The sequence below is a fragment of the Mariniflexile sp. AS56 genome (assembly GCF_030552475.1).
Lineage (GTDB): Bacteria > Bacteroidota > Bacteroidia > Flavobacteriales > Flavobacteriaceae > Mariniflexile.
Genome location: NZ_JAUPED010000007.1, coordinates 168,431 through 190,555, shown reverse-complemented (window position 1 = coordinate 190,555; position 22,125 = coordinate 168,431). Strand labels below are relative to the sequence as shown.

Here is a 22,125-nt window from a genome sequence, read left to right as displayed (position 1 = left end):
TCCATAAAACCTTATGTTATAATATTCTTTTAATATCCCTTATTGTATCCACGCTTTTATCCATAAAAATTTATTACAAATTATAAAGCGAAATATTTCTCACTATTTTAAAGCCCTACTTGTTTTGCTCTATTTTCTATTAATGTTTTTAGGGTGTTTTTATTCTCTTCACTTAAAAAACTACTATCAATTAACGCTTTCCAATTCGCCATTCCTTTTTCTATACGTTTCCAAAGGTTTTCAATTGCTTTTTCAGGTATATTTGCTTTTAACATCGCTTCATTAAAATCTCGCCGATTTAGTTTTCGCTTTTTTCCATTAAGATTTAATGCTAGTTCTTCTGGGTCGTCTGGAATTAACAATTTTACTGCCACCATATCATAAGCAGGTGACAGTTCATAATGTTTACTATCATGGGCTATTATAGAAAAGTTCTTTAAATGCATATCATTATTTCCAATCAGGAAAGATACAATCACTTGCTGATAAAACTTTACGGTTTCCAGTAAAGGATTTTGAGCATACCTAAAAATTCCTTTTGCTATTTGCTCATAAGAACCCCGATATTTATGTTCTGTTAGGCGTTCTGTAAATTGACAAGCATCTTCCATAGGATATTTATCTCCCTTCGCATTACGATCTATACGTTTTGTTAAATAAGCTAATGATCCGTCTTTTAAAGGAATTAGTAAAAAAGGAACTGTTGCTATACCACAAGCTTGTGTTAGTAACATAGACAAGGCTTCAATTTCTGGCATTTGTGGATATAACTCAAAAGGTGGCTTTAAGATATAGCGCCCGTTTAAAGCACCTACAATAGTTAATCGGCTTTGAGTATTTTCTTCTGTAAAACCCAATGATAATTTGGGCTGTACACCTGTTACAATAATACGTTGTGCTACGTTTGCTTTTGCTAAGTCTTCGATTTGAGATAATTCATAATCTAGTTCTAGCACCGGTGCATCTTCTTGCCAAAAATCTGCAAGGCAATTTTGGTGATAATATGTATCACCTTTATTTAGTTCTTTATGGCAGGCTAAGCAATAGTTCATATTTTCTCTGTAATACTAATATTACCAATACAATCTCTGCATGTCGTCAATAATAATCCCATACGATCTCTTGGGTTTATTTTCCAATTTTTATGTGCAATATCTAATAACCACCCTTCAGGAATTAAACCATCGAAGAAGGGAAATAATTGTTCAGATTTAAAAGGTTCTTTTTGTAATGGTAGTGTTACGCTAATTTGTATAGCGTTTTCGTCTTCTAAGTATGTTTTTTTATACTCAAAATTATAATCATTGTCATATTCTGTTAAGGTACCTGCTAGTCTATTATTTACCCATATTTCGCCTTGTCTCATCGCTTATAGGTGTTGGAGTTAATGTGTGTCCGAAAAATAAAAGTACTTGATTTACTTTATCTGACATTAGATTTGGTTTTCCTTGTTCAAGTTCGCGCACAAAACGCAATCCTACTCCTGTAAAGTCTGATAACTCTACCTGTGTTAGTTTTGCTTTTTTACGTCTATCCCTCACAAATTGGGCAATCCCGTTCTCTCTATCCCAGTTATTCATAATATACCTTTATGGGTACAATATAATAAAATATATTTATATTATACCTTTAAGGGTGTATGTTGTTTTTTTTTGTAGTTTTTATACCTTTTAAGGTGTAATTTTTTCGTTTTAAAAATCAGTTGATTTTTTCTTCATATGCAAGCGTTAAAAATCAACTGATATTTTTGTATAAATATAGTAAGCCTATAAAAGTATAAGAATACATTTATATAAATGTGTTAATCGCAATAAACGGGTATAGTATACCACCCACAGCGGATTAAAGTGAACCACTAAAAATCGATATGCGAAAAATAAAATGATGTAGCTGTACTTTAGGAGTACCAAAACTACCAACAAATTGTTTTGAAAGGAAAGAAAACAAAATTAATTTTTATAAAAACACTAGTTATTAGCTATTTATATTCTTTTACTATCCTTTGCTATCCCTCATTACTTTCCAATACAGAAATTAGCAAAAATATTACCCAACAAATCATCATTGGTTATTTCTCCTGTTATTTCACCAAAATGATACAATGCTTGACGAATATCGATGGCTAATAAATCGCCAGACAACCCAGACTGTAAGCCATGTTTTACTTTTTCAATTTCATCCAATGCTTTTAATAAGGAATCGTAATGTCTTGAATTTGTGACTATGGTATCGTTATTTCTTAATGCACCAGTATTTACAAAACTTAGAAGTTTATCTTTCAGTTCGTCGACCCCAATACTTTTTTTGGCAGACAGAAAGTGAATTTGAGGAATCTCCTTTTTAATAGATTCAATCTGATTGGCATCTAATTTATCAACCTTATTTGCGACAATTAGCAAAGGTTTTAAAGGGTACTTGTTTTTAATTTTTTCAATTTCAATTTTAAAGGAGTTAATAAACACATCCTCCTTGAAATTCAAACTATCGGCAAGAAAAACAACTACCTGTGCTTGGTCTATTTTTTCAAAAGTTTTTTTAATACCTATGCTTTCAACCACATCTTTCGTTTCACGAATACCTGCTGTATCAATAAACCGGAAACCAATACCACCAATTGAAATTTCATCTTCAATAGTATCTCTTGTAGTTCCTGCTATTTCCGAAACAATGGCGCGTTCTTCATTTAAAAGCGCATTTAGAAGCGTCGATTTTCCAACATTAGGCTCTCCTACAATCGCTACCGGAATACCATTTTTAATAACGTTACCAACCGCAAAGGAGTCTATCAAACGTTTTAAAACAAAACTGATGCGTTCTACTAAATCTTTAAATTGGGTTCTATCTGCAAACTCAACATCTTCTTCCGCAAAGTCTAATTCCAATTCTATTAACGAAGCGAAATTTAGAAGTTCCTCACGTAATTTTGCTATTTCAGATGAAAAACCACCACGCATTTGTTGCATCGCTATTTGGTGCGATGCTTCGTTATCCGATGAAATTAAATCGGCAACTGCTTCAGCTTGACTTAAATCTAATTTACCATTTAAAAAGGCACGTAAAGTAAACTCTCCTGCCGTGGCCATACGGCAACCCTTCCTTAGAAATAATTGTATAATTTCCTGTTGAATGTAATTAGAACCATGGCACGACACCTCAACCACATCTTCACCCGTATAAGAGTTCGGATTTTTAAATACTGAAACCAACACCTCATCAATGGTTTTATTTCCATCAATAACATGCCCTAAATGAATAGTATGTGTTTTTTGGTTACTAAGTGTCTTTTTACTTTTTATGGACTTAAAACTACCATCTGCAATAGAAATGGCATCTTTTCCAGACAAACGTATCACAGCAATAGCACCCGCACCAGATGGAGTTGCTAAAGCGACTATGGTATCTTGATGAATCATATTTTAAACTAAGTAAATACCGTCTGGTTTAATCTCAATTTGTTTCTGCTTATATAAAGTACCTACAGCCTTCTTAAAGTTCTTTTTACTCATTTGAAGTACGTCTTTTATAACCTCTGGATCCGATTTATCGGTCAGGTTTAAAAACCCACTATTATCATGAAGTTCGTGCATAATACGTTCTGCATTCGGCTCTATATTTCTATAACCTATTTGCCCCAACGAAATATCTAATTTATTTCCTGGACGCACCTTCTTTACAATACCTTTCAACTTATCGCCAACACTTAAATCGGTAAAAATCTGGTCGTTGTAAATTAATCCCATATGGGCTTTGTTTACAATAACGTTCATTCCAATGTCCGATGGATGCGATACAATAATATCAACCTCATCAAACTGGCTCACAGTAAGCTCCTTATTATCTAAAAAACTATTGGTTTTACTAGAAGCAGCCAATCGGCCTGTTTTTTCATCCAAATAGCAATACACTAAATACCAACCTTTAGGCTTCATTTTGAAGGCTTGCTCTTTAAACGGACAAAATAATTCCTTTACTAAACCCCAGTCTAAAAACGCGCCATATTCGGTCACGGCATTACAACGCAACAAAGCAAACTCACCCACTTTAATATGTGGCATATCTGTAGTTGCCACTGGGCGTTCTTCGTTATCTAAATAAACAAAAACCTCTAATTTATCGTAAATTTTAAACGCCGTTGGCACATACCTATTTGGTAATAAAACTTCGTTATCTTCTGTGTCTACCAAATACGCACCGTGGTCGGTTTCGCGTAGTATTTCTAATGTATTAACTTCACCAATTCTTATCATGCCGCAAAGGTAACAATATTCATCATAATTTTTAAATAAATGTATTGGGCGTTCCCCTATCGGGTCGGGCGTTTCCTTACAAGTCCTCGCTCCTGCGTCGCTGTGGGCTTTCCAGTACACTCCCTAACGCGGGTCCATTTGCTATAAAAAAGCACAACACCTAGTAGTTGGTTCGTTTGTAATGGTAATTTCAAAAAAAAAAGCGTCGCAATTAAAATTGCAACGCTCTGTATATATAAAGTTTGTTTAAATTAATAAACAGATTCTTTCTTGAAATGTTTCGTTAATAAATAATAAACAACCGCTCTGTATTTATTACGATTCGATTTACCATATTGCTCTATCACTGCGTCAATACCTTTATCTAAATCAGCACTATCCTTTAATCCTAATTTTTTAATTAAGAAATTATTTTTAACAGTTGCTAATTCTCCAGCATCCGATCCTGAAACCGTTGCAGCATCTGCATTGTAAATAGATGGACCACAACCAATTGTAACTTTAGTTAATAAATCCATATCTGCTGTTACACCACACTTATCTTTTAAATCGGCAGCATATTTTGCAATTAGTTCATCACGTTTACTCATAATAAATTTTTGTTTTAATGTGTTTATAAAATATCTAAATTGATAACCGTTTTAAAGATAACTATTTTTTCGACACCATAAAAAAGAAACTTGCAAAGTATTTTATTTTAAATACTCGAAATATTGAAGTAATACTTCATCATTAACATCTTTTGGTGTAAAAATTTCCAACAGTTTTGGACGCTCATCTTCCATAAAAAACTCTTTTAGAGAGTATTCCAACGGTTTTTCTTTTGAAATACTTTTATAAGTAATACCATACATTCTACATAAATGTCTAGCATCTAAATTGTGGCTGGTTTCAAAATAAGTCTCAAAATTCTTGGTGTTTTTATGCCCAGGAAGAATTCTAAAAATACCTCCACCCTGGTTATTAATAACAATAATTCTGAAATTACTAGGAATGTAATTATTCCAAAGTCCATTACTATCGTATAAAAAGCTTAAATCGCCCGTAATTAAAGTGGTTGGTTTCTCGTTCACCACTGCACAACCAATGGCGGTAGATGTACTACCATCTATACCACTTGTACCTCTATTACAAAATATCGTGTTGTTTTTGTTGATATTGAATAACTGCGAGTAACGAATGGCCGAACTGTTCCCTATTTGCAAAATATGCTCGTTCGGTATGTTTTTAAACAAAATATCGAACACTTTTAAATCGGAAAAAGGAATGGTTTTTAAATACTCGTCATGCTTTTTTAAACGGCTATTTTTTACAGCATTCCAATTGGCATGGTAATTACTTTTTACATAATGCGTTATTTTCGGTAAAAAGGCCGAGAAAAACTGATTAGGCGTTACATCAATATGATTACTTAAACAGAAAAACGTGTCGTTCGCCATTTTTTCATCGATATGCCAATGGTATTTAGGTTGAAATTTTCTTAATACCGTTTTTATTTTTTTAGACACTATTAAACCTCCAAAGGTTAATAAAATCTCTGGTTGCAATGCCTTTTTTTCTTCTTCAGTTAAAGGAGAAATTATTTGATCTATAGAAGGGAAAAAACTTTCGTGATATAAATTAGACGTTGTTTCTGTAAACACAATCACACTATCATCTTCCGCCAATTCATTTAACCACTTTTGCTCTATCGCATTAGGCTGGTTTACCCCAACAAGTATCATTTTCTTTGATGCCGAATTCCAATCTTCCAAACACTCGTTAAGCACATAGTCTTCAATAGTCTTTGTTTTAACCGCTGGTTTCTTAGCTTTCGGGTTCACCCTTAATTTTTCAACCGTTTCATAAAGTGGTTCATCAAAAGGAATGTTAATGTGTACCGGTCCTTTTTTTACCAATGCAAAATTTAAAGCTTCATTAATTTCTTCTTCATTATGTGTTTGGATGTCCTTCTGCAAACCTAAAAAACGTTCTAACTTGCCTTCTAAGTTTTTTAGCATAGGCAATTCTTCGTTTTCAGGAATGTTATTTTCATCTTTAATATCCAGTTTCAAATTAACAGAATACAAGATATGGTTATCGAATATATTTTTTTGATTGATAGTTTGCCCATCGCCAATACCAATTAAATGTTTTGGCCTATCGGCAGATACGACCACCAATGGGATATCGCTAAAAAAAGCCTCTGTAACTGCTGGATAGTAGTTTACCAAAGCACTCCCCGATGTACACACTACCGCCGTAGGTACTTTTAGCTGTTGGGCAATACCCAAAGCAAAAAATGCAGCACAGCGCTCGTCTACAATGCTGTAACACGTAAAAAACGGATTATTAGTAAAACCGATGGTTAAAGGTGCATTTCTACTACCCGGTGAAATAATAATATGTTTAATGCCTTTTGCTTTAAAAAGCTCAATAACGGTTTGTGCGAGAGGAATTTTTGGGTAAATCATAAAATTGAAATCTATATGTAAATGTAATAAATAGGGCTTAAAATAAGCTAATTACAGTATATTTTTAATTATTAAAGATTTGGACACTGTTTCGTTCCATTCACTTTCAGACTTCGAATGGGCTGTAATACCGCCTCCTACGTATAAAATAGCTGTATTTTCCTTTAATTGCATGCAGCGTAAATTAACATACAATTGCGTACTTTTTTTGGTGATTGCGTATGCTCTATTCTCAATATTTCGTCTGCCAGAACGCGGTGCCGTAGTAGTTTCAAAATTTAATTCACCTAAAAACCCTGTATAAAACTCACGATTATAGGCTTCATTATTTAAAATGAATTGCTTCGCTGCTTCCTTTGGCACACCACAAACGGCCGGTGTTGGATGTATCGTTGAAATAACATCTTTCAAAGTAGAATCAGATTTTAATCGTGCCGAAACCATCGTTTTTAAATGCACCAAATTACCGGCTTTCACTGTCTCCGTTTCCGATACATTCAAACTTTCAACCGAAGGTTTCAAACTATCAACAATAAAATCGGTTACAAATTTTTGCTCCTGTATTTCTTTATCTTTCCAAACTACATCTAAATGACCTTTGTAAACCTGCGTCCCAGCAAGTGCCATGATGGAAAAACGATTGCCTTCAATTTTTATAAGTGTTTCTGGTGTTGCACCCAACCACAAACCTACTTGCGGGTGGTACCAACAATAATTAAAAGCAGAATTGTAAGTACTTAAAAGTTTTTTAAATATAGAAATAGGGTTATTTTCTTCAATTACAACCTCCTCATTTCTTGATAGTACTACTTTTTTAAAAGCACCTTCTTTAATGGCTTCTACGGCTTTCGATACTAGTTTTATGTGATGCTGTTTTTCATTTTCATTTGGAATACCATCTTTTCTAGAAGTTTCAATATTCTGAGGTGTTTCAGCAATTAAAGAAATAAATTCAGCACCATCAAAAGGGATTAAAACGGCCTTATCAACATCATCAAAGGGTGCGAAAACAAACCCTTTTTCAGTAAAATCATTCACAATATGTAATTGATTGGTAGACTGAAGTAAAGCGTTTAATTTACTTTCTCGAGGTTTTCTATAAACAGTAAATGGTAATTGGTTATGGTATTGGTTTTCAATACGTGTAAAAAAATCTTCCAAAGTCATTAATTAATTCTTTTTTGGCAACGAAATAGTAGTTAGTTTGCAAACTGATATTAAATTATTGGCTTCGTCGGTTACTTTGATATCTAGTAATTGTGTTGTTTTCCCTTTATGAATAAAGGTTGCTTTTGCATATACAAACCCCTCTTTAACACTTTTTAAATGGTTTGCAGTAATTTCTATACCTCTTACAAAAAACGTCTCGGTATCAATAAAAATATGTGATGCAAAACTACCAACGCTTTCTGCTAAGGCTGCCGTTGCTCCTCCATGCAGCACACCATCGGGTTGGTGTACTCTTGAATTAACAGGCATGCGTGCTACTAAAAAATCGTCACCATAATCTACAATCTCTATTTGTAAAGTTTCCATTAAGGTGTTTTTACAAGTAGCATTGGCTTGTTCCAATACCTTTTCTTTAGTTAATGCCATAAAATAGTGTATTTTTAATCGTGCTTGTAAAAGTACAAAATACGTAGTGAAACACTATAAAAAATTAGTTTCAATTAAAAGGACTCTTTAAATAAAAACACAATATCCATATGCTTACATTACCCTTAGAAAACCAACGCGTTAAGCTATCCATTTTAGATTTAGACAATTACAAACACCTGTTAGAGGTTGCAAAACAACCTGATTTGGTTTTCTACTCCCCTAGTAAAATTGACACCCCAAACGATTTAAAAACCTATGTAGAAAACGCTGTTGATAGATATAAACGTAAAACAGCCATACCTTTCATCATTTTTGATAAAAAAACCAATACATATGCTGGTTCTACCCGTTTCGGACTGGTTAATTGGAAAAACAAAGTACTTCATATTGGTTGGACATGGATAGGCAATGAATTTCAAGGAAGTGGACTTAACAAACACATAAAATTTTTAATGCTACAATATGCCTTTGAAACTTTAAATTTTGATAAAGTGGAATTTCGAGTTGATGAACGTAATATAAAATCAAGAAAAGCCATTGAAAAACTAGAGGCTAAATTGGAAGGTGTTTTACGAAAAGACACACTGATGCTAGACGGTTTTAAACGAAGCACTTGTTGTTATGGCATTTTAAAAGAAGAATGGCCCGCTATTAAGAATCGTGTCTTTGAGGGCTTCTAGTACACGATAGTTATATTTTGTATTAAACGAATAAAAATGATTTTCATCATATTAAGTTTGTAAGTAAATTACAAAAAATTACATTTATCTCGATAAAATACTACAATCTATGAGAAGCATATGTACCTGTTTAATTATTATTTTCTGTTTTCATTCAAAAATATATGCACAAGTAGTTAAGGAAAAAGAGCCTTTATGGTTAGATGTTGTAAATTTTTCCAAATCTGAAATAGATATAAATGATGTAACAGCTGGCACACATATTCTACTATTCGATACTCAAATAAACATTCCTAAACAGATTGTTTTTAACAGACTTACAACTAAAGTTACAGATAATGTTGGTATTCAAAATGCTTCAACCATTAATGTGAGTTATGACCCTAGCTATCAAAAATTAAAATTCCACAAAATAAATATTATCAGAAATAATCAAATTATAGACAAATTGGTTATTTCTGACATTCAAGTAATGAGGCGTGAATTAAATGCCGAAAACCACTTATATGATGGTTCATTATCTGCAGTCATGAATATTTCTGACGTAAGAACAGATGATGTTATTGATTACTCCTACTCCATTATTGGCTTTAACCCCATACACAAAAACATATTTTCAAGTCATTTTTATTTGAATGACATGGAATCTTATGGAAAAATAAACATCACCCTTCTATCACAAAACGAATTAAAACATAAGGGATTCAATAGTTCCGTAGAGCCAACAATTTCTAAAGTAAATAATCTTATAAAATACAATTGGGTATCTCGTAATACAACAAAGTTAGATTATGAAGAAAACACGCCTGTTTGGAAATTAATTTATGAATCGGTTTCTGTAACCGAATTTAAAACATGGAAAGAGGTGGTGAATTGGGGTTTAGATGTTTATAAAATTAATGAACCTATAGGCACTGAATTGCAGGCAAAAATTGATGAGATAAATTCAAATTCTAGCACAAATGGTGAAAAAATAAAATCTACCTTAAATTTTGTACAAAATGAAATTAGATATTTAGGACTAGAATCTGGCATAGGAAGCTACAAACCTTTTACGCCAAATCAGGTTTTTAAACAGCGATTTGGCGATTGCAAAGACAAAAGTTTATTAATGACAACGATGCTTAATAAAATGAATATTGAAGCATACCCTATGTTTGTAAATACCTCACTAAAGCAAAGTATTAAAGAATTATTACCCTCGCCTAAACTGTTTGACCATTGTGTTGTAAAAGTAGAAGATGGAACTTCACATTGGTACGACCCAACAATTACAAATCAAGGTGGTGAACATGATAGCACCTACTTTCCTGATTATAGATTTGGATTGGTCCTTAAAAAGAACAACGACTCTTTTGATGAAATTAAGCCGTACTCTGAAAATAAAATTAAGATTCTTGAAGAATACACTATAGACGAAATTGGAAAAGGAGCTTCTTTAAACGTAGTTTCAACTTATTATGAAGGTGAAGCAGATGAAATGCGATACTATTTCAAAACCAACAGTATTAATTCTATTGAAAAGGAATATGAAAAATTCTACTCTAATTATTATTACAATGTAACGTCTTTAAAATCGCCACGATTTGAAGACAACTTAAACAGTAACATTTTCAAGGTATACGAAGAATACAAATTAGATAGTATTTGGGCTCCTATGGTTGAAAAAGAAAATTATATTTCTGCAACCTTCACCCCTAGTAGTTTACTAAACTCTTTGTACATACCCACTAATGATAAAAGAGTCTCTGAATTGGCTATTGCATATCCTATTATTCGAGAACATCAAATTAAAATTAACCTCCCGACAGATTGGGGAATTGAAAACGACAACCTATTTGTTAACTCACCTGGATTTTATTATGAATGGAAAGTAAAATATGATAGAAAACAAAAAATAATAGACCTACATTACTATTTAAAAAGCCAAAAAGATCACATCACCAAAAGTGAATATAAACAGTACATTCAAGATGTTAAAAAAATAGACCAAACCACCTCATACCAAATTTACATTCCTGAAAATTATTCTAAAACTATAGGGACGACAAGTAATACCAACCTATTTGCTAGCATCATTACAATTGTAAAATTTTCATTAACACTTTGTACGCTCGTTATCTTAGCATTATTTTTATTTTGGTATTTTAATAAAAAGAAATCCAAATAATAGGATTAGTAACCGCCCCGAATATGTGGCTTAATTTGTTCTTCATACACGTTAATTAATGCTGTATGTGTTTCTTTAGATAGGGCTTCGATACCTGAAACCTCAGCATTACCTATAACTTGATTTACGGAACTTGCTCCGGGTATAATGGTACTAACCGCTTGGTGGTCTAATATCCATCGTAAAGCCAGTTGTACCATTGCTAAATTATCTGGTATTATATTGTTTTTAATACTGTCAACAAATTCTAAACCTTTTTCAAATGGTAAGCCTGCAAAAGTTTCGCCTACATTAAAAGCTTCTCCGTTTCGATTATAATTTCTATGATCGTTTTCTGAAAAACTAGTGCTACTATTAAATTTTCCTGTAAGTAACCCACTTGCTAAAGGTAACCTTACAATAATACCAACACCTTTTGCTTCCGCTTGCGGAAATAATTCCGTTACTAGTTTTTGTCTGAAAACATTAAAAATGACTTGCAATGACAGTAGCCCTTTTTGTTCTAAACAGATTAAGCCTTCCTCAACAGTTTCAACACTAGCTCCAAAATGCTCTATAAGTCCTTCTTGCTGCAACTCACGAAGCCAGTCGAAAATTTGCCCTTCTTTTAAATAATGTATTGGAATACAATGAAGCTGAAGTAAATCTATGGAGTTTACTCCTAAACGCTGCAAAGAGCCTTCAACCGATTTTCTTAAAGTATCTTTTGAGTATTTATCTGGATAAGCATCTCCTGCTCTTCCAAATTTTGTGGCAACACGAATAGGAACATCACAGGTTTTTAAAAAATCACCTATAAGGCTTTCGCTTTTACCATTTCCATATACATCGGCCGTATCAAAAAACGTAATGCCGTTTTTTACCGCTTCATTTAATATACTAAAAGCAGTTTCTTTTGACATGTCTTTACCCCAATCGGCACCTAATTGCCAACACCCCAAACCTACTTCACTAACACTAAAACCAGCACCTCCTAATTTTCTATTCTTCATTAAATGTATTCTAATTAACTTCTAAATAAGAACTAATAACACTTACGAAGTATTAATAAGTTCACTTAATCGTATAAATATTAAAAAAAACGAATATATAACAAATTCAGTATTTTAAGTCTTAAATTAATAAGTCAACAAAATTTAGATCTAATGAAATTTACAACGGCCACAGTAATTGTTTGCTTTTTAAGTTCTAATGTCAGTTTCGGACAATTAATATCTGCCGATGACAAATTACACTTAGCCGCTGGTGCCATAATTTCTGCAACTACTTATTCCATTGTTTACAGAACTACTAAAAACAAGAAAAAAGCCTTTTGGTATAGCCTAGGAACTTCTGTGTTTGCAGGTGTATCAAAAGAACTTTATGACAGCCTTAGAAAAGATAAAGAAGGCTATTATTATTGGGATACAGGTGAAGCCATTGCTAGCTCCTTAGGAGGGTTTACAATGAGCACCACATTATGTCTATTTGTTGGAAATAAAAAACAGAAAAAGACGGCTTTAGTGCATTAATATTACTCTACTAAACCCTTAATAATCTCTTTTACAGGTAAAACCGCATGGGTATGTTCTATACTGGGTCCAGCAACCCAAACCGTTTTATAAGTGGCTTTGGTAGCAGCATTTTTAGTTGCATTCATTCCTATTGAAAAACGAACCATTTTCACCCATTTTTTCAACTTTTTATGCTTATTTAATACAGATTCTATCCAAGTTGCACTTGTGCCTATTTTTTTAACGTAGGGTGTATTTATAACGGTACATGGGGTACCAGAAATACGCTCGGTCATAATAATATCATCAGCGCCATATTCTACACAGGCCTGTTTGTATTCATCTGTTACATTAGCTTCAGTGGATGCTATAAAAGGACTTCCTACTGAAACACCATCGGCGCCATAACTTAACATGGCATCAATATCTGCCTTACAGCCCACACCACCTGCAGAAATAACAGGAATATTACAATTAGAAACTAGCTCGACTATGAGATCTTTAGGCGACAAATTTCCTCTGTGACCTCCTGCTTGGTTATTTACAGCTATAATAGCATCGGCCCCTAAAGCTTCCACTTTTTGTGCAAATTTTAAATCGACCACATCACAAAACACCTTAATACCTACTTGATGGGCTTGATTAATAGTTTCTTCAGGACTTCCTAAAGACGTAATTATAAAATCGCAACCTTCTTCACAAATAACACGTAACTGCTCTTTATATTTGATATTCGATTTATTTACAATAAGATTAAAACCAAAAGACCCTCCTTCTACCTTAGCTGCTTTAAGCTCCGTAATGGCTGCTTTTAACGCTTCCAAACTTCTATAATTTAAAGCTGGAATGCAACCTGCTATCCCCTCTTTCATCCCTTCAATCACCATGGCTGTATTAGATACCAAAAACATAGGTGCTTGTATAATGGGATGTTTTATTTTTAAAAGTTGAGTTAGTTTGGTTTCCATGTTTCTATTGATTTTTACAAATATAACAAAATATTATGCATGCATAGTAAAATTACTATAACAAATACTTAATTAGCAGTATTCCAGAAGAAAAAACAAAATGAATGATTTAATTTCATCTTCCAAAATAATCATTAAACTATTAAAAATTAGCATTTTACCAATAATATTCCTACTTTTAAACTTCCTTACTAACTTTTCGCTAGCACTCTCTACATCATTTCTCTAATAACCTTTAAAAACAGGAGCAATGGCGGAAAATCATGAAGAATATTGCCTATCCAAACTTTCTGAAAACCCTTTATTTAAAAATGTAGATTTAAAACATTTAATTAAAGATTTTTCATTTAAAAATTGGCCTAAAAAAACTTGCTTTTTGGATACTGACAAAACAAGTTATAAATTCCATTTTATTATTTCGGGACGGCTTAAAGTGTACCATTTTAATCACAATAAAGATCGAAAAATAACGCTTTTCTTATTAGCAAAACATGACGTTTTCGATGTGTACACGATCTTCAACCTACCACAACGTACCGTATATTATGAAACTTTAGACACGACTGAGGTTATAAGTATTCCTATAGAAACACTAAAAAAATGGATGCAGGTAAATCCTAGTTTTTACATTAGTTTATTGCAATACATTATAGTTAAAATGACATTTTTAGAAACCTTCGTTGCCAGCTCTAACCTAGATGACACCTCTACCCGATTGGCAAGATTACTGCTAGACTACACCAACGAAAGTTCGAAAAAGATAGAATTAATAAACGACTTGCCACATAAAGAATTAGCACAATTAATTGGAACAACACGAGCTGTTTTAAATAGAACCATTCAACAATTTAAAGAAGCGGGTATTTTAAAAATTGAAAATAAGCAACTTGAAATTATTAATATGAGCTTGCTATTGGACAAACTGAAAAATTAAAATCATAAAATATGTTAAATAAAGAGGCGATGCTACCTAGGTAGCATCGCCTCTTTATTGTAATTACTACTTTTATGTTGTAATTAAGTACAAGTACATTGTTACAAAATAATTCCCTCCATAGCAATTAGTTTTAAGCTACACTTTGTTTAATTTAATTCTAATATCATGAAAAAAATTTTAATTGGTATCTTTTTTTTAGGGTTTACCACCCTTATGTACCCACAAGCAGCATTCGAACCTGATAGTTTTTCAACTAAAGTAGAAGCCCTTACATCTACAAATGCCTCCTACATTAATACGGTATTCGAAGCAGATATGTCAAAACGTATAGACTATTTAGAAAGTCAAGTAGCAGAATACAATATAAAAGAAGATCCTGCATACAAAGCAGGTACTGAATTCTACTCTGTTACTTTTAAAGAGGCCAAAGCTTATAAAGGCACAATCATGGCGACTTATGATGCTAATGGAAAAATAGTTAGAACAACTGAAAGGTTTAAAAACGTAAAATTACCATTCGAAGTAAGAAACACCATTACTAAAACACATTATGGTTTTATTATTCAATCCAACGTTTACGTAGTTAATTATTCAGATAAAGGCGTATCCAAAAAGTTTTATAAATTGAATATTGCAAGAAATGGCGAAACAAAATCTTTAAAAATTGACCCTCAAGGTAATATTATATGATAAAATTTCTATTAGTATTTCTAGTACGGTTTTTAACCTAAAAAAACGCAACCATAATTAAATGATTGCGTTTTTATTATATAAAATTAAGTTAGTATAAACCTAATTACTTCACTTCTTCGAAATCTACATCTTCAACATCGCTAGATTCTGCTTGTCCATTTTGACTTGCAGCATCAGGTCCTGGTTGTCCACCACCTTGTTGTCCTTCAGCTTGTGCTTTGTACATTTCTTCACTAGCAACTTTCCAAGCTTCGTTAATTTTCTCTAAAGCAGGGTCTATTACCGCTAAATCTTTAGTTTCAAAAGCTGTTTTTAATTCAGCAAGCGCTTCTTCAATTGGTTGTTTTTTATCATCAGATAATTTATCACCAAATTCAGCTAATTGACTTTCAGTTTGGAAAATCATAGCATCAGCAGCATTTAATTTTTCAGCAGTTTCTCTTGCTTTAGCATCAGATTCTGCATTTGCTTCAGCATCTGCTTTCATTTTTTGGATTTCTTCTTCAGTTAAACCAGAAGATGCTTCAATACGAATATCTTGAGTTTTACCTGTCGCTTTATCTCCAGCTGTTACGTGTATAATACCATTGGCATCAATATCAAACGTTACTTCAATTTGAGGTGTTCCTCTTCTTGCTGGTGGAATACCATCTAAGTGAAAACGACCAATTGTTTTGTTATCAGCAGCCATTGCTCTTTCACCTTGTAAAACGTGAATTTCTACAGATGGTTGGTTATCAGCAGCTGTTGAGAATACTTGTGATTTCTTAGTAGGAATCGTAGTATTTGCTTCAATAAGCTTCGTCATTACATTACCCATAGTTTCAATACCTAATGATAATGGAGTAACGTCTAATAACAATACATCCTTAACATCACCAGATAATACACCACCTTGGATACCTGCTCCTAAAGATACTACTTCATCAGGGTTTACACCTTTACTTGGTGTTTTTCCAAAGAATTTCTCTACTGCAGCTTGTACCGCTGGAATACGTGTAGAACCACCTACTAAAATAACTTCATCAATATCACTTTTGCTTAAACCTGCTGCTTTTAAAGCAGACTCACAAGGTGCGATAGTACGTTTTACTAAATCGTCAATTAATTGCTCGAATTTAGCTTTTGTTAATGAACGTACTAAGTGTTTTGGTCCACTAGCAGTTGCAGTAATATATGGTAAGTTAATTTCTGTTTGTGCAGAAGATGATAATTCAATCTTCGCTTTTTCAGCAGCTTCTTTTAAACGTTGTAATGACATTGGGTCTTTACGTAAGTCCATACCTTCTTCAGCATTAAACTCATCAGCTAACCAATTGATGATTTTTTCATCAACATCATCACCACCTAAATGTGTATCACCATCAGTAGATAATACTTCAAATACACCGTCTCCTAATTCTAAGATAGATACATCATGTGTTCCTCCACCAAAGTCAAAAACAACAATTTTTTGATCAATTCCTTTTTTGTCTAAACCGTAAGCTAATGCAGCTGCAGTTGGTTCGTTAATAATACGACGTACTTTTAAACCTGCAATTTCACCAGCTTCTTTAGTAGCTTGACGTTGACTATCGTTAAAGTAAGCAGGTACCGTAATAACCGCTTCAGTAACTGTAACTCCTAAATAATCTTCAGCAGTTTTCTTCATTTTTTGAAGAATCATAGCCGATAATTCTTGAGGCGTATATAAACGTCCGTCAATATCTACACGAGGTGTATCATTATCTCCTTTAACTACTTTATAAGGTACACGACCTGCTTCTTTACTAGATTCAGAGAATCTATTACCCATAAAACGTTTAATAGAATAAACTGTTTTTGTAGGGTTTGTTACTGCTTGTCTTTTAGCTGGGTCACCAACTTTAATCTCGCCGCCTTCAACAAATGCAATAACCGATGGCGTTGTTCTTTTACCTTCTGCGTTTGGGATTACAACTGGTTCGTTACCTTCCATAACAGAAACGCAAGAATTGGTTGTTCCTAAATCGATTCCAATAATTTTACTCATAATATATTTTTTAATTTGTGTTGAAAATTCATTTTTAATCTCGGTAGCTTAAAGTCAATGATTATGCCAATAAAGAAATACTGACACAGTGTCACCTCCCTCTCCTATTCAGTCACAAACATGCTTAGCAGTTGCGCTTCATCTTTACAAAATTTTAATCATTTGTCATTTTTAATGGCGCATCCCTGTCGGGTCGGGCTTTCACTACTCGCTCCCTCCTGCGTCGGGGAGCTCAAACAGGCCGTTCAATCCCTTGCGCAACCGTTCGCCGCTTAATAATTTATTAGCCTTTTTAAGACTTATACCCAACCAAGTCTTCTATATTTGTGTAAAAAGAATTAGCCACATGGAATGTATTTCTGTTTTCGATATGTTAAAAATTGGTGTTGGCCCTTCGAGCTCTCACACTCTTGGACCTTGGCGTGCAGCCGAACGCTGGATAAAAGAACTAAAAGAGGCTCAAAAATTTAATGAGGTCGAAAAAATATCCATAGACCTTTATGGCTCTTTATCCTTAACAGGTAAAGGCCATGCCACAGATTATGCTATTATGTTGGGTTTAACAGGCGCAAACCCAGAAACCATACCAACAGAAACCATTGCATCCATCATTTCCGAAATAAAAAGTAACAAAACCATTCTTTTCAATAATGAAAAAGAATTACCATTTAATCCAGAAACCGATATTGTTTTCAATAGAAAATTCTTGCCCTTTCATTCTAATGGCATCCAATTTTCAGCCACTATAAAAGGTAGAAAATCGAAATCTACCTACTACTCGATAGGAGGCGGTTTTGTGGTTCAAGAAGAACGAAAAAATTCAAAAGCAAATAAAATTATTTTCAACTGTACCTTTCCTTACCCAGTTGAAACTGGCAATGATTTACTAAAATTTTGTAACCAATTAAACAAACCTATTTCAGAAGTTGTACTAGAAAACGAAAAATCAATCCGTTCCATTGAAACCATCGATTTTGAGCTTCAACGTATTTGGGATACCATGTTGGAATGCATTTACATTGGCTGCCATACCGAAGGAAATTTACCTGGAGGCTTAAATGTGAGACGACGCGCATTTGATACCTACCAAACCTTAAAAGGTGAATTACCATACAACTCACCTCAAGAATGGCTTGAAACCATTCGGAAAACTGATGTTAAATTCAGGCAAATTTTAAAATGGGTAAGCTGTTTTGCTTTATCTGTTAACGAAGTGAATGCTTCTTTAGGTCGCGTTGTTACGGCACCAACTAATGGAAGTGCAGGCGTTATACCTTCTGTTTTAATGTATTATATGGTAATTGAAAACCATGAAGCCGATTTTAGTCACATCAAACAATTTCTATTAGTTGCAGGAGAAATTGGAAGTATTTTCAAAAAAGGCGCTACTATAAGTGCTGCTATGGGCGGTTGTCAAGCAGAAATTGGCGTATCATCAGCCATGGCCGCTGCTGCTCTTTGTGAACTTATGGGTGGTACGCACGAACAGGTATTGGTTGCTGCCGAAATAGCCATGGAACACCATCTAGGTTTAACCTGCGACCCAATTGGTGGTTTGGTTCAAATTCCTTGTATAGAACGGAATGCTATGGGTGCCATAAAAGCCATAAACGCTGCTGAAATGGCTTTGGATACAGACCCTAAAAACGTAAAAGTTCCGTTGGATAAAGTCGTTTCTACCATGTGGGAAACCGCTAAAGATATGAACACAAAGTATAAAGAAACCTCTGAGGGTGGTTTAGCAGTTGGCGTTCATATTTCAGATTGCTAAGTTTTAATCATAATCAAGCGTACAAACACCGTTTTCATAAGTACATAACACTTTAATTTATTACTTTTACAACCTATCAAATAAAATACCATGTCTACAGCAAAAAAAGAGTACAAACGCATTACCGTAAAAACCTTGGTCGATATGAAGGCCCGTGGTGAAAAAATATCTATGCTTACAGCTTATGATTATACCATGGCTAAAATAGTAGATGGAGCAGGTATCGATGTTATTTTGGTTGGTGATTCAGCAAGTAATGTTATGGCTGGACACGAAACCACATTACCTATTACTTTAGACCAAATGATTTATCATGCATCTTCAGTAATTCGTGCAATAGACCGTGCGTTGGTTGTGGTAGATTTACCTTTTGGAAGCTATCAAAGTGACCCAAAAGAAGCCTTGCGCTCTGCCATTAGAATTATGAAGGAAAGTGGCGGACATGCTGTTAAACTAGAAGGTGGTAAAGAAGTTAAAGAGTCCATTAAACGTATTTTAAATGCTGGAATTCCAGTTATGGGCCATTTAGGTTTAACGCCTCAATCTATTTACAAATTTGGAACCTATACGGTACGTGCTAAAGAAGAACAAGAAGCAGCCGATTTAATTGAAGACGCCAAATTGCTTGAGCGTATTGGTTGTTTTGCGATTGTTTTAGAAAAAATCCCTGCCAAACTCGCTAAACAAGTTGCCGAAAGTGTTAGTATCCCTATTATTGGTATAGGTGCTGGTAATGGCGTTGACGGCCAAGTACTTGTTTTACATGATATGTTAGGCATGACTCACGAATTTCACCCACGTTTTTTACGCCGTTATATGAATTTATATGAAGATATGACTAATGCCATTTCTCAATATGTTGATGATGTAAAAGCAGTAGATTTCCCAAATGATAATGAGCAGTATTAAGTAGACAGTAGACAGTAGACAAAAATAATATTTGAATATCAGTGGCAGAAAAAATACTATCTAATAAAAATAACCTTCAGGTTCTGTTTGAAGACAACCATATCATTATCGTAAACAAACGTGCTGGTGATATTGTTCAAGGCGATAAAACTGGGGATAAGCCTCTAAGCGATGTTGTTAAAGACTATATAAAGGAAAAGTATAATAAACCAAACAATGTATATTTAGGTGTTGTTCACCGTTTAGACCGCCCTACTACAGGCCTTGTTATTTTTGCCAAAACCAGTAAAGTACTCCCAAGGTTAAATGCCTTGTTTGTTTCAAAAGATATTGATAAAACATATTGGGCCATTGTAAAAAATACACCTCCAAAAATTAATGACACTTTGGTTAATTGGCTGAAGAAAAATCCGAAAAACAACAAATCGACAGCATATTCCAAAGAAGTTCCCGGCAGTAAAAAAGCCATTCTTCACTATAAAACAGTAAAGAACTTAGACAACTACATGCTACTTGAAGTCAATTTAGAGACTGGTAGACACCATCAAATTCGTTCGCAATTATCAACAATTGGTTGCCCTATAAAAGGCGATTTAAAGTACGGATTTGATAGAAGTAACAAAGATGCTAGTATTCATTTACACGCTAGACACATCACTTTTATGCATCCGGTAAAGCTAGAAACTGTACATGTTACTGCTCCACTACCTATAGATCCTATTTGGGATGCTTGCAACGGTTAATTTCATATCTTTATGAAAAAACATTTTGGATAGCATTAGCAACATTCTTTATTCTCAACAAACATTTTTTAAATCACAAAAAACAAAACCAATTGCAGACCGATTGGTTTATTTGAAAGCCTTAAAAGAAGTGGTTCTTTCAAAAGAACAAGCTGTTTATGATGCTTTGTATAAGGATTTCAAAAAGTCGGAGTTTGAAAGTTTTATTAGTGAATTTGGACTTGTCCTTTCTCAACTAAACCTTGTTATTAAAAATCTAGAAAAATGGGCAAAACCAGAACGGATTAAATCGTCTCTATTAACATTTCCATCCAAAGATTTTATTTATAAAGAGCCCTATGGAAACGTATTGGTTATTTCCCCGTGGAACTACCCATTTCTGCTCGCTTTAGAACCGTTAATTATAGCCATTGCCGCAGGAAATACGGTAATTTTAAAACCAAGTGAACTCACCAAACATACATCGCAACTATTAACAAATATCGTAAAAGCTGTTTTTCCAGAAAACTATGTCGCATCCATACAAGGTGATGTACAGGTAGCGACAGAGTTATTGTCAAAAAAATGGGATTATATTTTCTTTACAGGAAGCGTATCTGTTGGTAAAATAATAGCGGAAGCAGCAGCAAAACATCTAACACCCGTTACTTTAGAACTAGGCGGTAAATCACCCTGTATCATTGATGACACGGCGAACTTAAAACTAGCAGCAAAACGCATAGTTTGGGGTAAATTTTTTAATGGCGGACAAACATGTATCGCACCCGATTATATTATAATTAAACACGCCCTAAAACAAGAATTTATTACACTTTTAAAGGCTGAAATCACTCAATTTTATGGTAAAAATCCAGAAGAATCCAAAGATTTTCCTAGAATTATAAATACAAAAAACACCTCACGTTTAGCCAACATGTTAAAAGACTGTCATGTCGTTTTTGGAGGCACTATAGATGAAAAAACCAACTATATAGCCCCTACTTTAATTGATGAACCAGCTTTAGACAGTGAAGTAATGCAAGATGAAATTTTCGGACCCATTTTGCCCATTCTAACCTATGAAACCGAAAATGATTTAGACCGCATTATTTCAAGTTTCGAGAAACCGTTGGCTTTGTATGCCTTTTCAAATGATAAAAAATTTATTGACCACATACTAAGCACCTACAGTTTTGGTGGTGGCGTGGTTAATGATGTTTTAATACATTTTGGAAACCATAGGTTACCATTTGGTGGCGTAGGACCTAGTGGCATGGGAGCATACCATGGTAAATATGGGTTTGACACTTTTTCTCATCACAAAGCCGTTATAAAAAGAGGGAATTGGTTAGATCCTTCTTTACGCTATGCACCCTATAACCAGAAAGTAACTATTATTAAAAAAATATTTAAATATTTTGGTTAATCATAGAGAGAGACTCGAGAATAACTCTTTAAATATAAACTATCAC

General features: G+C 33.7%; 21 protein-coding genes. 9 read left to right on the top strand and 12 right to left on the bottom strand.

All coding sequences use genetic code 11. The features are described from left to right. Window positions 1-107 precede the first annotated feature (107 nt). The 9 genes from Q5N74_RS10475 to Q5N74_RS10435 all read right to left on the bottom strand — a co-directional run bounded on the left by Q5N74_RS10475 (window position 108) and on the right by Q5N74_RS10435 (window position 8,296). Window positions 108-1,052, bottom strand: coding sequence for a HipA domain-containing protein (locus Q5N74_RS10475; protein WP_304388745.1), 945 nt, complete (start codon window positions 1,050-1,052; stop codon window positions 108-110). Beyond that, entirely contained in the window at window positions 1,049-1,366 is a 318-nt protein-coding gene (locus Q5N74_RS10470; protein WP_304388744.1) for a HipA N-terminal domain-containing protein, read from the bottom strand. The genes Q5N74_RS10475 and Q5N74_RS10470 overlap by 4 nt, the downstream gene beginning before the upstream one ends. After that, window positions 1,338-1,580 (bottom strand): helix-turn-helix transcriptional regulator, encoded by a 243-nt coding sequence (locus Q5N74_RS10465; RefSeq protein WP_103191856.1) that lies wholly within the window; start codon window positions 1,578-1,580, stop codon window positions 1,338-1,340. Before Q5N74_RS10465 ends, Q5N74_RS10470 begins: the two co-directional genes overlap by 29 nt. Window positions 1,581-2,015: 435 nt before the next feature. Then, window positions 2,016-3,413 (bottom strand): tRNA uridine-5-carboxymethylaminomethyl(34) synthesis GTPase MnmE, encoded by a 1,398-nt coding sequence (gene mnmE / locus Q5N74_RS10460; RefSeq protein WP_304388743.1) that lies wholly within the window; start codon window positions 3,411-3,413, stop codon window positions 2,016-2,018. A gap of 3 nt (window positions 3,414-3,416) precedes the next feature. After that, window positions 3,417-4,247 (bottom strand): S1 RNA-binding domain-containing protein, encoded by an 831-nt coding sequence (locus Q5N74_RS10455; RefSeq protein WP_304388741.1) that lies wholly within the window; start codon window positions 4,245-4,247, stop codon window positions 3,417-3,419. A 251-nt stretch (window positions 4,248-4,498) separates the two neighbouring features. Further along, window positions 4,499-4,837, bottom strand: coding sequence for a DUF2853 family protein (locus Q5N74_RS10450; RefSeq protein ID WP_304388739.1), 339 nt, complete (start codon window positions 4,835-4,837; stop codon window positions 4,499-4,501). Window positions 4,838-4,939: 102 nt separating this feature from the next. Further along, the gene (menD, locus tag Q5N74_RS10445; protein WP_304388738.1) at window positions 4,940-6,700 is read right to left on the bottom strand and encodes a 2-succinyl-5-enolpyruvyl-6-hydroxy-3-cyclohexene-1-carboxylate synthase; all 1,761 of its coding nucleotides are present in this window, start codon (window positions 6,698-6,700) and stop codon (window positions 4,940-4,942) included. Window positions 6,701-6,751: 51 nt separating this feature from the next. Further along, a complete protein-coding gene (locus Q5N74_RS10440) occupies window positions 6,752-7,867 on the bottom strand; it encodes a chorismate-binding protein (protein ID WP_304388737.1) in 1,116 nt (371 codons plus the stop codon). A gap of 3 nt (window positions 7,868-7,870) precedes the next feature. Next, entirely contained in the window at window positions 7,871-8,296 is a 426-nt protein-coding gene (locus Q5N74_RS10435) for a PaaI family thioesterase (protein ID WP_304388735.1), read from the bottom strand. A 110-nt stretch (window positions 8,297-8,406) separates the two neighbouring features. On the opposite strand from Q5N74_RS10435, the gene Q5N74_RS10430 reads away from it, so the two are divergent. Together Q5N74_RS10430 and Q5N74_RS10425 are read left to right on the top strand one after the other, a co-directional pair. Further along, entirely contained in the window at window positions 8,407-8,979 is a 573-nt protein-coding gene (locus Q5N74_RS10430; protein WP_304388734.1) for a GNAT family N-acetyltransferase, read from the top strand. A 109-nt stretch (window positions 8,980-9,088) separates the two neighbouring features. Then, window positions 9,089-11,149, top strand: coding sequence for a DUF3857 domain-containing transglutaminase family protein (locus Q5N74_RS10425; protein ID WP_304388733.1), 2,061 nt, complete (start codon window positions 9,089-9,091; stop codon window positions 11,147-11,149). A gap of 5 nt (window positions 11,150-11,154) precedes the next feature. On the opposite strand, the gene Q5N74_RS10420 is transcribed toward Q5N74_RS10425, so the two are convergent. Beyond that, on the bottom strand, window positions 11,155-12,141 hold the full coding sequence (locus Q5N74_RS10420) for an aldo/keto reductase (RefSeq protein ID WP_304388732.1): 987 nt from the start codon (window positions 12,139-12,141) through the stop codon (window positions 11,155-11,157). Between the two features lie 153 nt (window positions 12,142-12,294). Here Q5N74_RS10420 and Q5N74_RS10415 point away from each other — a divergent pair, with 153 nt between their 5' ends. Beyond that, on the top strand, window positions 12,295-12,660 hold the full coding sequence (locus Q5N74_RS10415; RefSeq protein WP_304388731.1) for a hypothetical protein: 366 nt from the start codon (window positions 12,295-12,297) through the stop codon (window positions 12,658-12,660). A gap of 2 nt (window positions 12,661-12,662) precedes the next feature. Here the strand turns inward: Q5N74_RS10415 and Q5N74_RS10410 are convergent, their stop codons facing one another. Further along, on the bottom strand, window positions 12,663-13,610 hold the full coding sequence (locus tag Q5N74_RS10410) for a nitronate monooxygenase family protein (protein WP_304388730.1): 948 nt from the start codon (window positions 13,608-13,610) through the stop codon (window positions 12,663-12,665). 250 nt (window positions 13,611-13,860) lie between these two features. Here Q5N74_RS10410 and Q5N74_RS10405 point away from each other — a divergent pair, with 250 nt between their 5' ends. Together Q5N74_RS10405 and Q5N74_RS10400 are read left to right on the top strand one after the other, a co-directional pair. Then, entirely contained in the window at window positions 13,861-14,544 is a 684-nt protein-coding gene (locus tag Q5N74_RS10405; protein ID WP_304388729.1) for a Crp/Fnr family transcriptional regulator, read from the top strand. Between the two features lie 168 nt (window positions 14,545-14,712). Further along, window positions 14,713-15,237 carry a hypothetical protein gene (locus Q5N74_RS10400; protein WP_304388728.1) on the top strand — a complete coding sequence of 175 codons (525 nt, stop codon included), beginning with the start codon at window positions 14,713-14,715 and terminating at the stop codon, window positions 15,235-15,237. A 106-nt stretch (window positions 15,238-15,343) separates the two neighbouring features. Here Q5N74_RS10400 and dnaK read toward each other — a convergent pair whose 3' ends face one another. Further along, window positions 15,344-17,251 (bottom strand): molecular chaperone DnaK, encoded by a 1,908-nt coding sequence (gene dnaK / locus Q5N74_RS10395; RefSeq protein ID WP_304388727.1) that lies wholly within the window; start codon window positions 17,249-17,251, stop codon window positions 15,344-15,346. 346 nt (window positions 17,252-17,597) lie between these two features. On the opposite strand from dnaK, the gene Q5N74_RS10390 reads away from it, so the two are divergent. The 4 genes from Q5N74_RS10390 (at window position 17,598) to Q5N74_RS10375 (ending at window position 22,079) form a co-directional block, all read left to right on the top strand. Further along, window positions 17,598-19,022: an L-serine ammonia-lyase gene (locus Q5N74_RS10390; RefSeq protein ID WP_304388726.1), complete on the top strand. Its 1,425-nt coding sequence runs from the start codon at window positions 17,598-17,600 to the stop codon at window positions 19,020-19,022. Window positions 19,023-19,112: 90 nt separating this feature from the next. Then, entirely contained in the window at window positions 19,113-19,931 is an 819-nt protein-coding gene (gene panB, locus Q5N74_RS10385; protein ID WP_304388725.1) for a 3-methyl-2-oxobutanoate hydroxymethyltransferase, read from the top strand. Window positions 19,932-19,972: 41 nt separating this feature from the next. Next, window positions 19,973-20,674 (top strand): RluA family pseudouridine synthase, encoded by a 702-nt coding sequence (locus Q5N74_RS10380; protein WP_304388724.1) that lies wholly within the window; start codon window positions 19,973-19,975, stop codon window positions 20,672-20,674. 22 nt (window positions 20,675-20,696) lie between these two features. Further along, window positions 20,697-22,079 carry an aldehyde dehydrogenase gene (locus Q5N74_RS10375; RefSeq protein ID WP_304388810.1) on the top strand — a complete coding sequence of 461 codons (1,383 nt, stop codon included), beginning with the start codon at window positions 20,697-20,699 and terminating at the stop codon, window positions 22,077-22,079. Window positions 22,080-22,125: the final 46 nt, after the last annotated feature.

What these genes read in the sequence shown, in the direction of transcription:
- Q5N74_RS10475 (WP_304388745.1), bottom strand. Translation starts at nt 1,052, where the DNA reads ATGAACTATTGCTTAGCCTGCCATAAAGAACTAAATAAAGGTGATACA.
- Q5N74_RS10470 (WP_304388744.1), bottom strand. Translation starts at nt 1,366, where the DNA reads ATGAGACAAGGCGAAATATGGGTAAATAATAGACTAGCAGGTACCTTA.
- Q5N74_RS10465 (WP_103191856.1), bottom strand. Translation starts at nt 1,580, where the DNA reads ATGAATAACTGGGATAGAGAGAACGGGATTGCCCAATTTGTGAGGGAT.
- mnmE (WP_304388743.1), bottom strand. Translation starts at nt 3,413, where the DNA reads ATGATTCATCAAGATACCATAGTCGCTTTAGCAACTCCATCTGGTGCG.
- Q5N74_RS10455 (WP_304388741.1), bottom strand. Translation starts at nt 4,247, where the DNA reads ATGATAAGAATTGGTGAAGTTAATACATTAGAAATACTACGCGAAACC.
- Q5N74_RS10450 (WP_304388739.1), bottom strand. Translation starts at nt 4,837, where the DNA reads ATGAGTAAACGTGATGAACTAATTGCAAAATATGCTGCCGATTTAAAA.
- menD (WP_304388738.1), bottom strand. Translation starts at nt 6,700, where the DNA reads ATGATTTACCCAAAAATTCCTCTCGCACAAACCGTTATTGAGCTTTTT.
- Q5N74_RS10440 (WP_304388737.1), bottom strand. Translation starts at nt 7,867, where the DNA reads ATGACTTTGGAAGATTTTTTTACACGTATTGAAAACCAATACCATAAC.
- Q5N74_RS10435 (WP_304388735.1), bottom strand. Translation starts at nt 8,296, where the DNA reads ATGGCATTAACTAAAGAAAAGGTATTGGAACAAGCCAATGCTACTTGT.
- Q5N74_RS10430 (WP_304388734.1), top strand. Translation starts at nt 8,407, where the DNA reads ATGCTTACATTACCCTTAGAAAACCAACGCGTTAAGCTATCCATTTTA.
- Q5N74_RS10425 (WP_304388733.1), top strand. Translation starts at nt 9,089, where the DNA reads ATGAGAAGCATATGTACCTGTTTAATTATTATTTTCTGTTTTCATTCA.
- Q5N74_RS10420 (WP_304388732.1), bottom strand. Translation starts at nt 12,141, where the DNA reads ATGAAGAATAGAAAATTAGGAGGTGCTGGTTTTAGTGTTAGTGAAGTA.
- Q5N74_RS10415 (WP_304388731.1), top strand. Translation starts at nt 12,295, where the DNA reads ATGAAATTTACAACGGCCACAGTAATTGTTTGCTTTTTAAGTTCTAAT.
- Q5N74_RS10410 (WP_304388730.1), bottom strand. Translation starts at nt 13,610, where the DNA reads ATGGAAACCAAACTAACTCAACTTTTAAAAATAAAACATCCCATTATA.
- Q5N74_RS10405 (WP_304388729.1), top strand. Translation starts at nt 13,861, where the DNA reads ATGGCGGAAAATCATGAAGAATATTGCCTATCCAAACTTTCTGAAAAC.
- Q5N74_RS10400 (WP_304388728.1), top strand. Translation starts at nt 14,713, where the DNA reads ATGAAAAAAATTTTAATTGGTATCTTTTTTTTAGGGTTTACCACCCTT.
- dnaK (WP_304388727.1), bottom strand. Translation starts at nt 17,251, where the DNA reads ATGAGTAAAATTATTGGAATCGATTTAGGAACAACCAATTCTTGCGTT.
- Q5N74_RS10390 (WP_304388726.1), top strand. Translation starts at nt 17,598, where the DNA reads ATGGAATGTATTTCTGTTTTCGATATGTTAAAAATTGGTGTTGGCCCT.
- panB (WP_304388725.1), top strand. Translation starts at nt 19,113, where the DNA reads ATGTCTACAGCAAAAAAAGAGTACAAACGCATTACCGTAAAAACCTTG.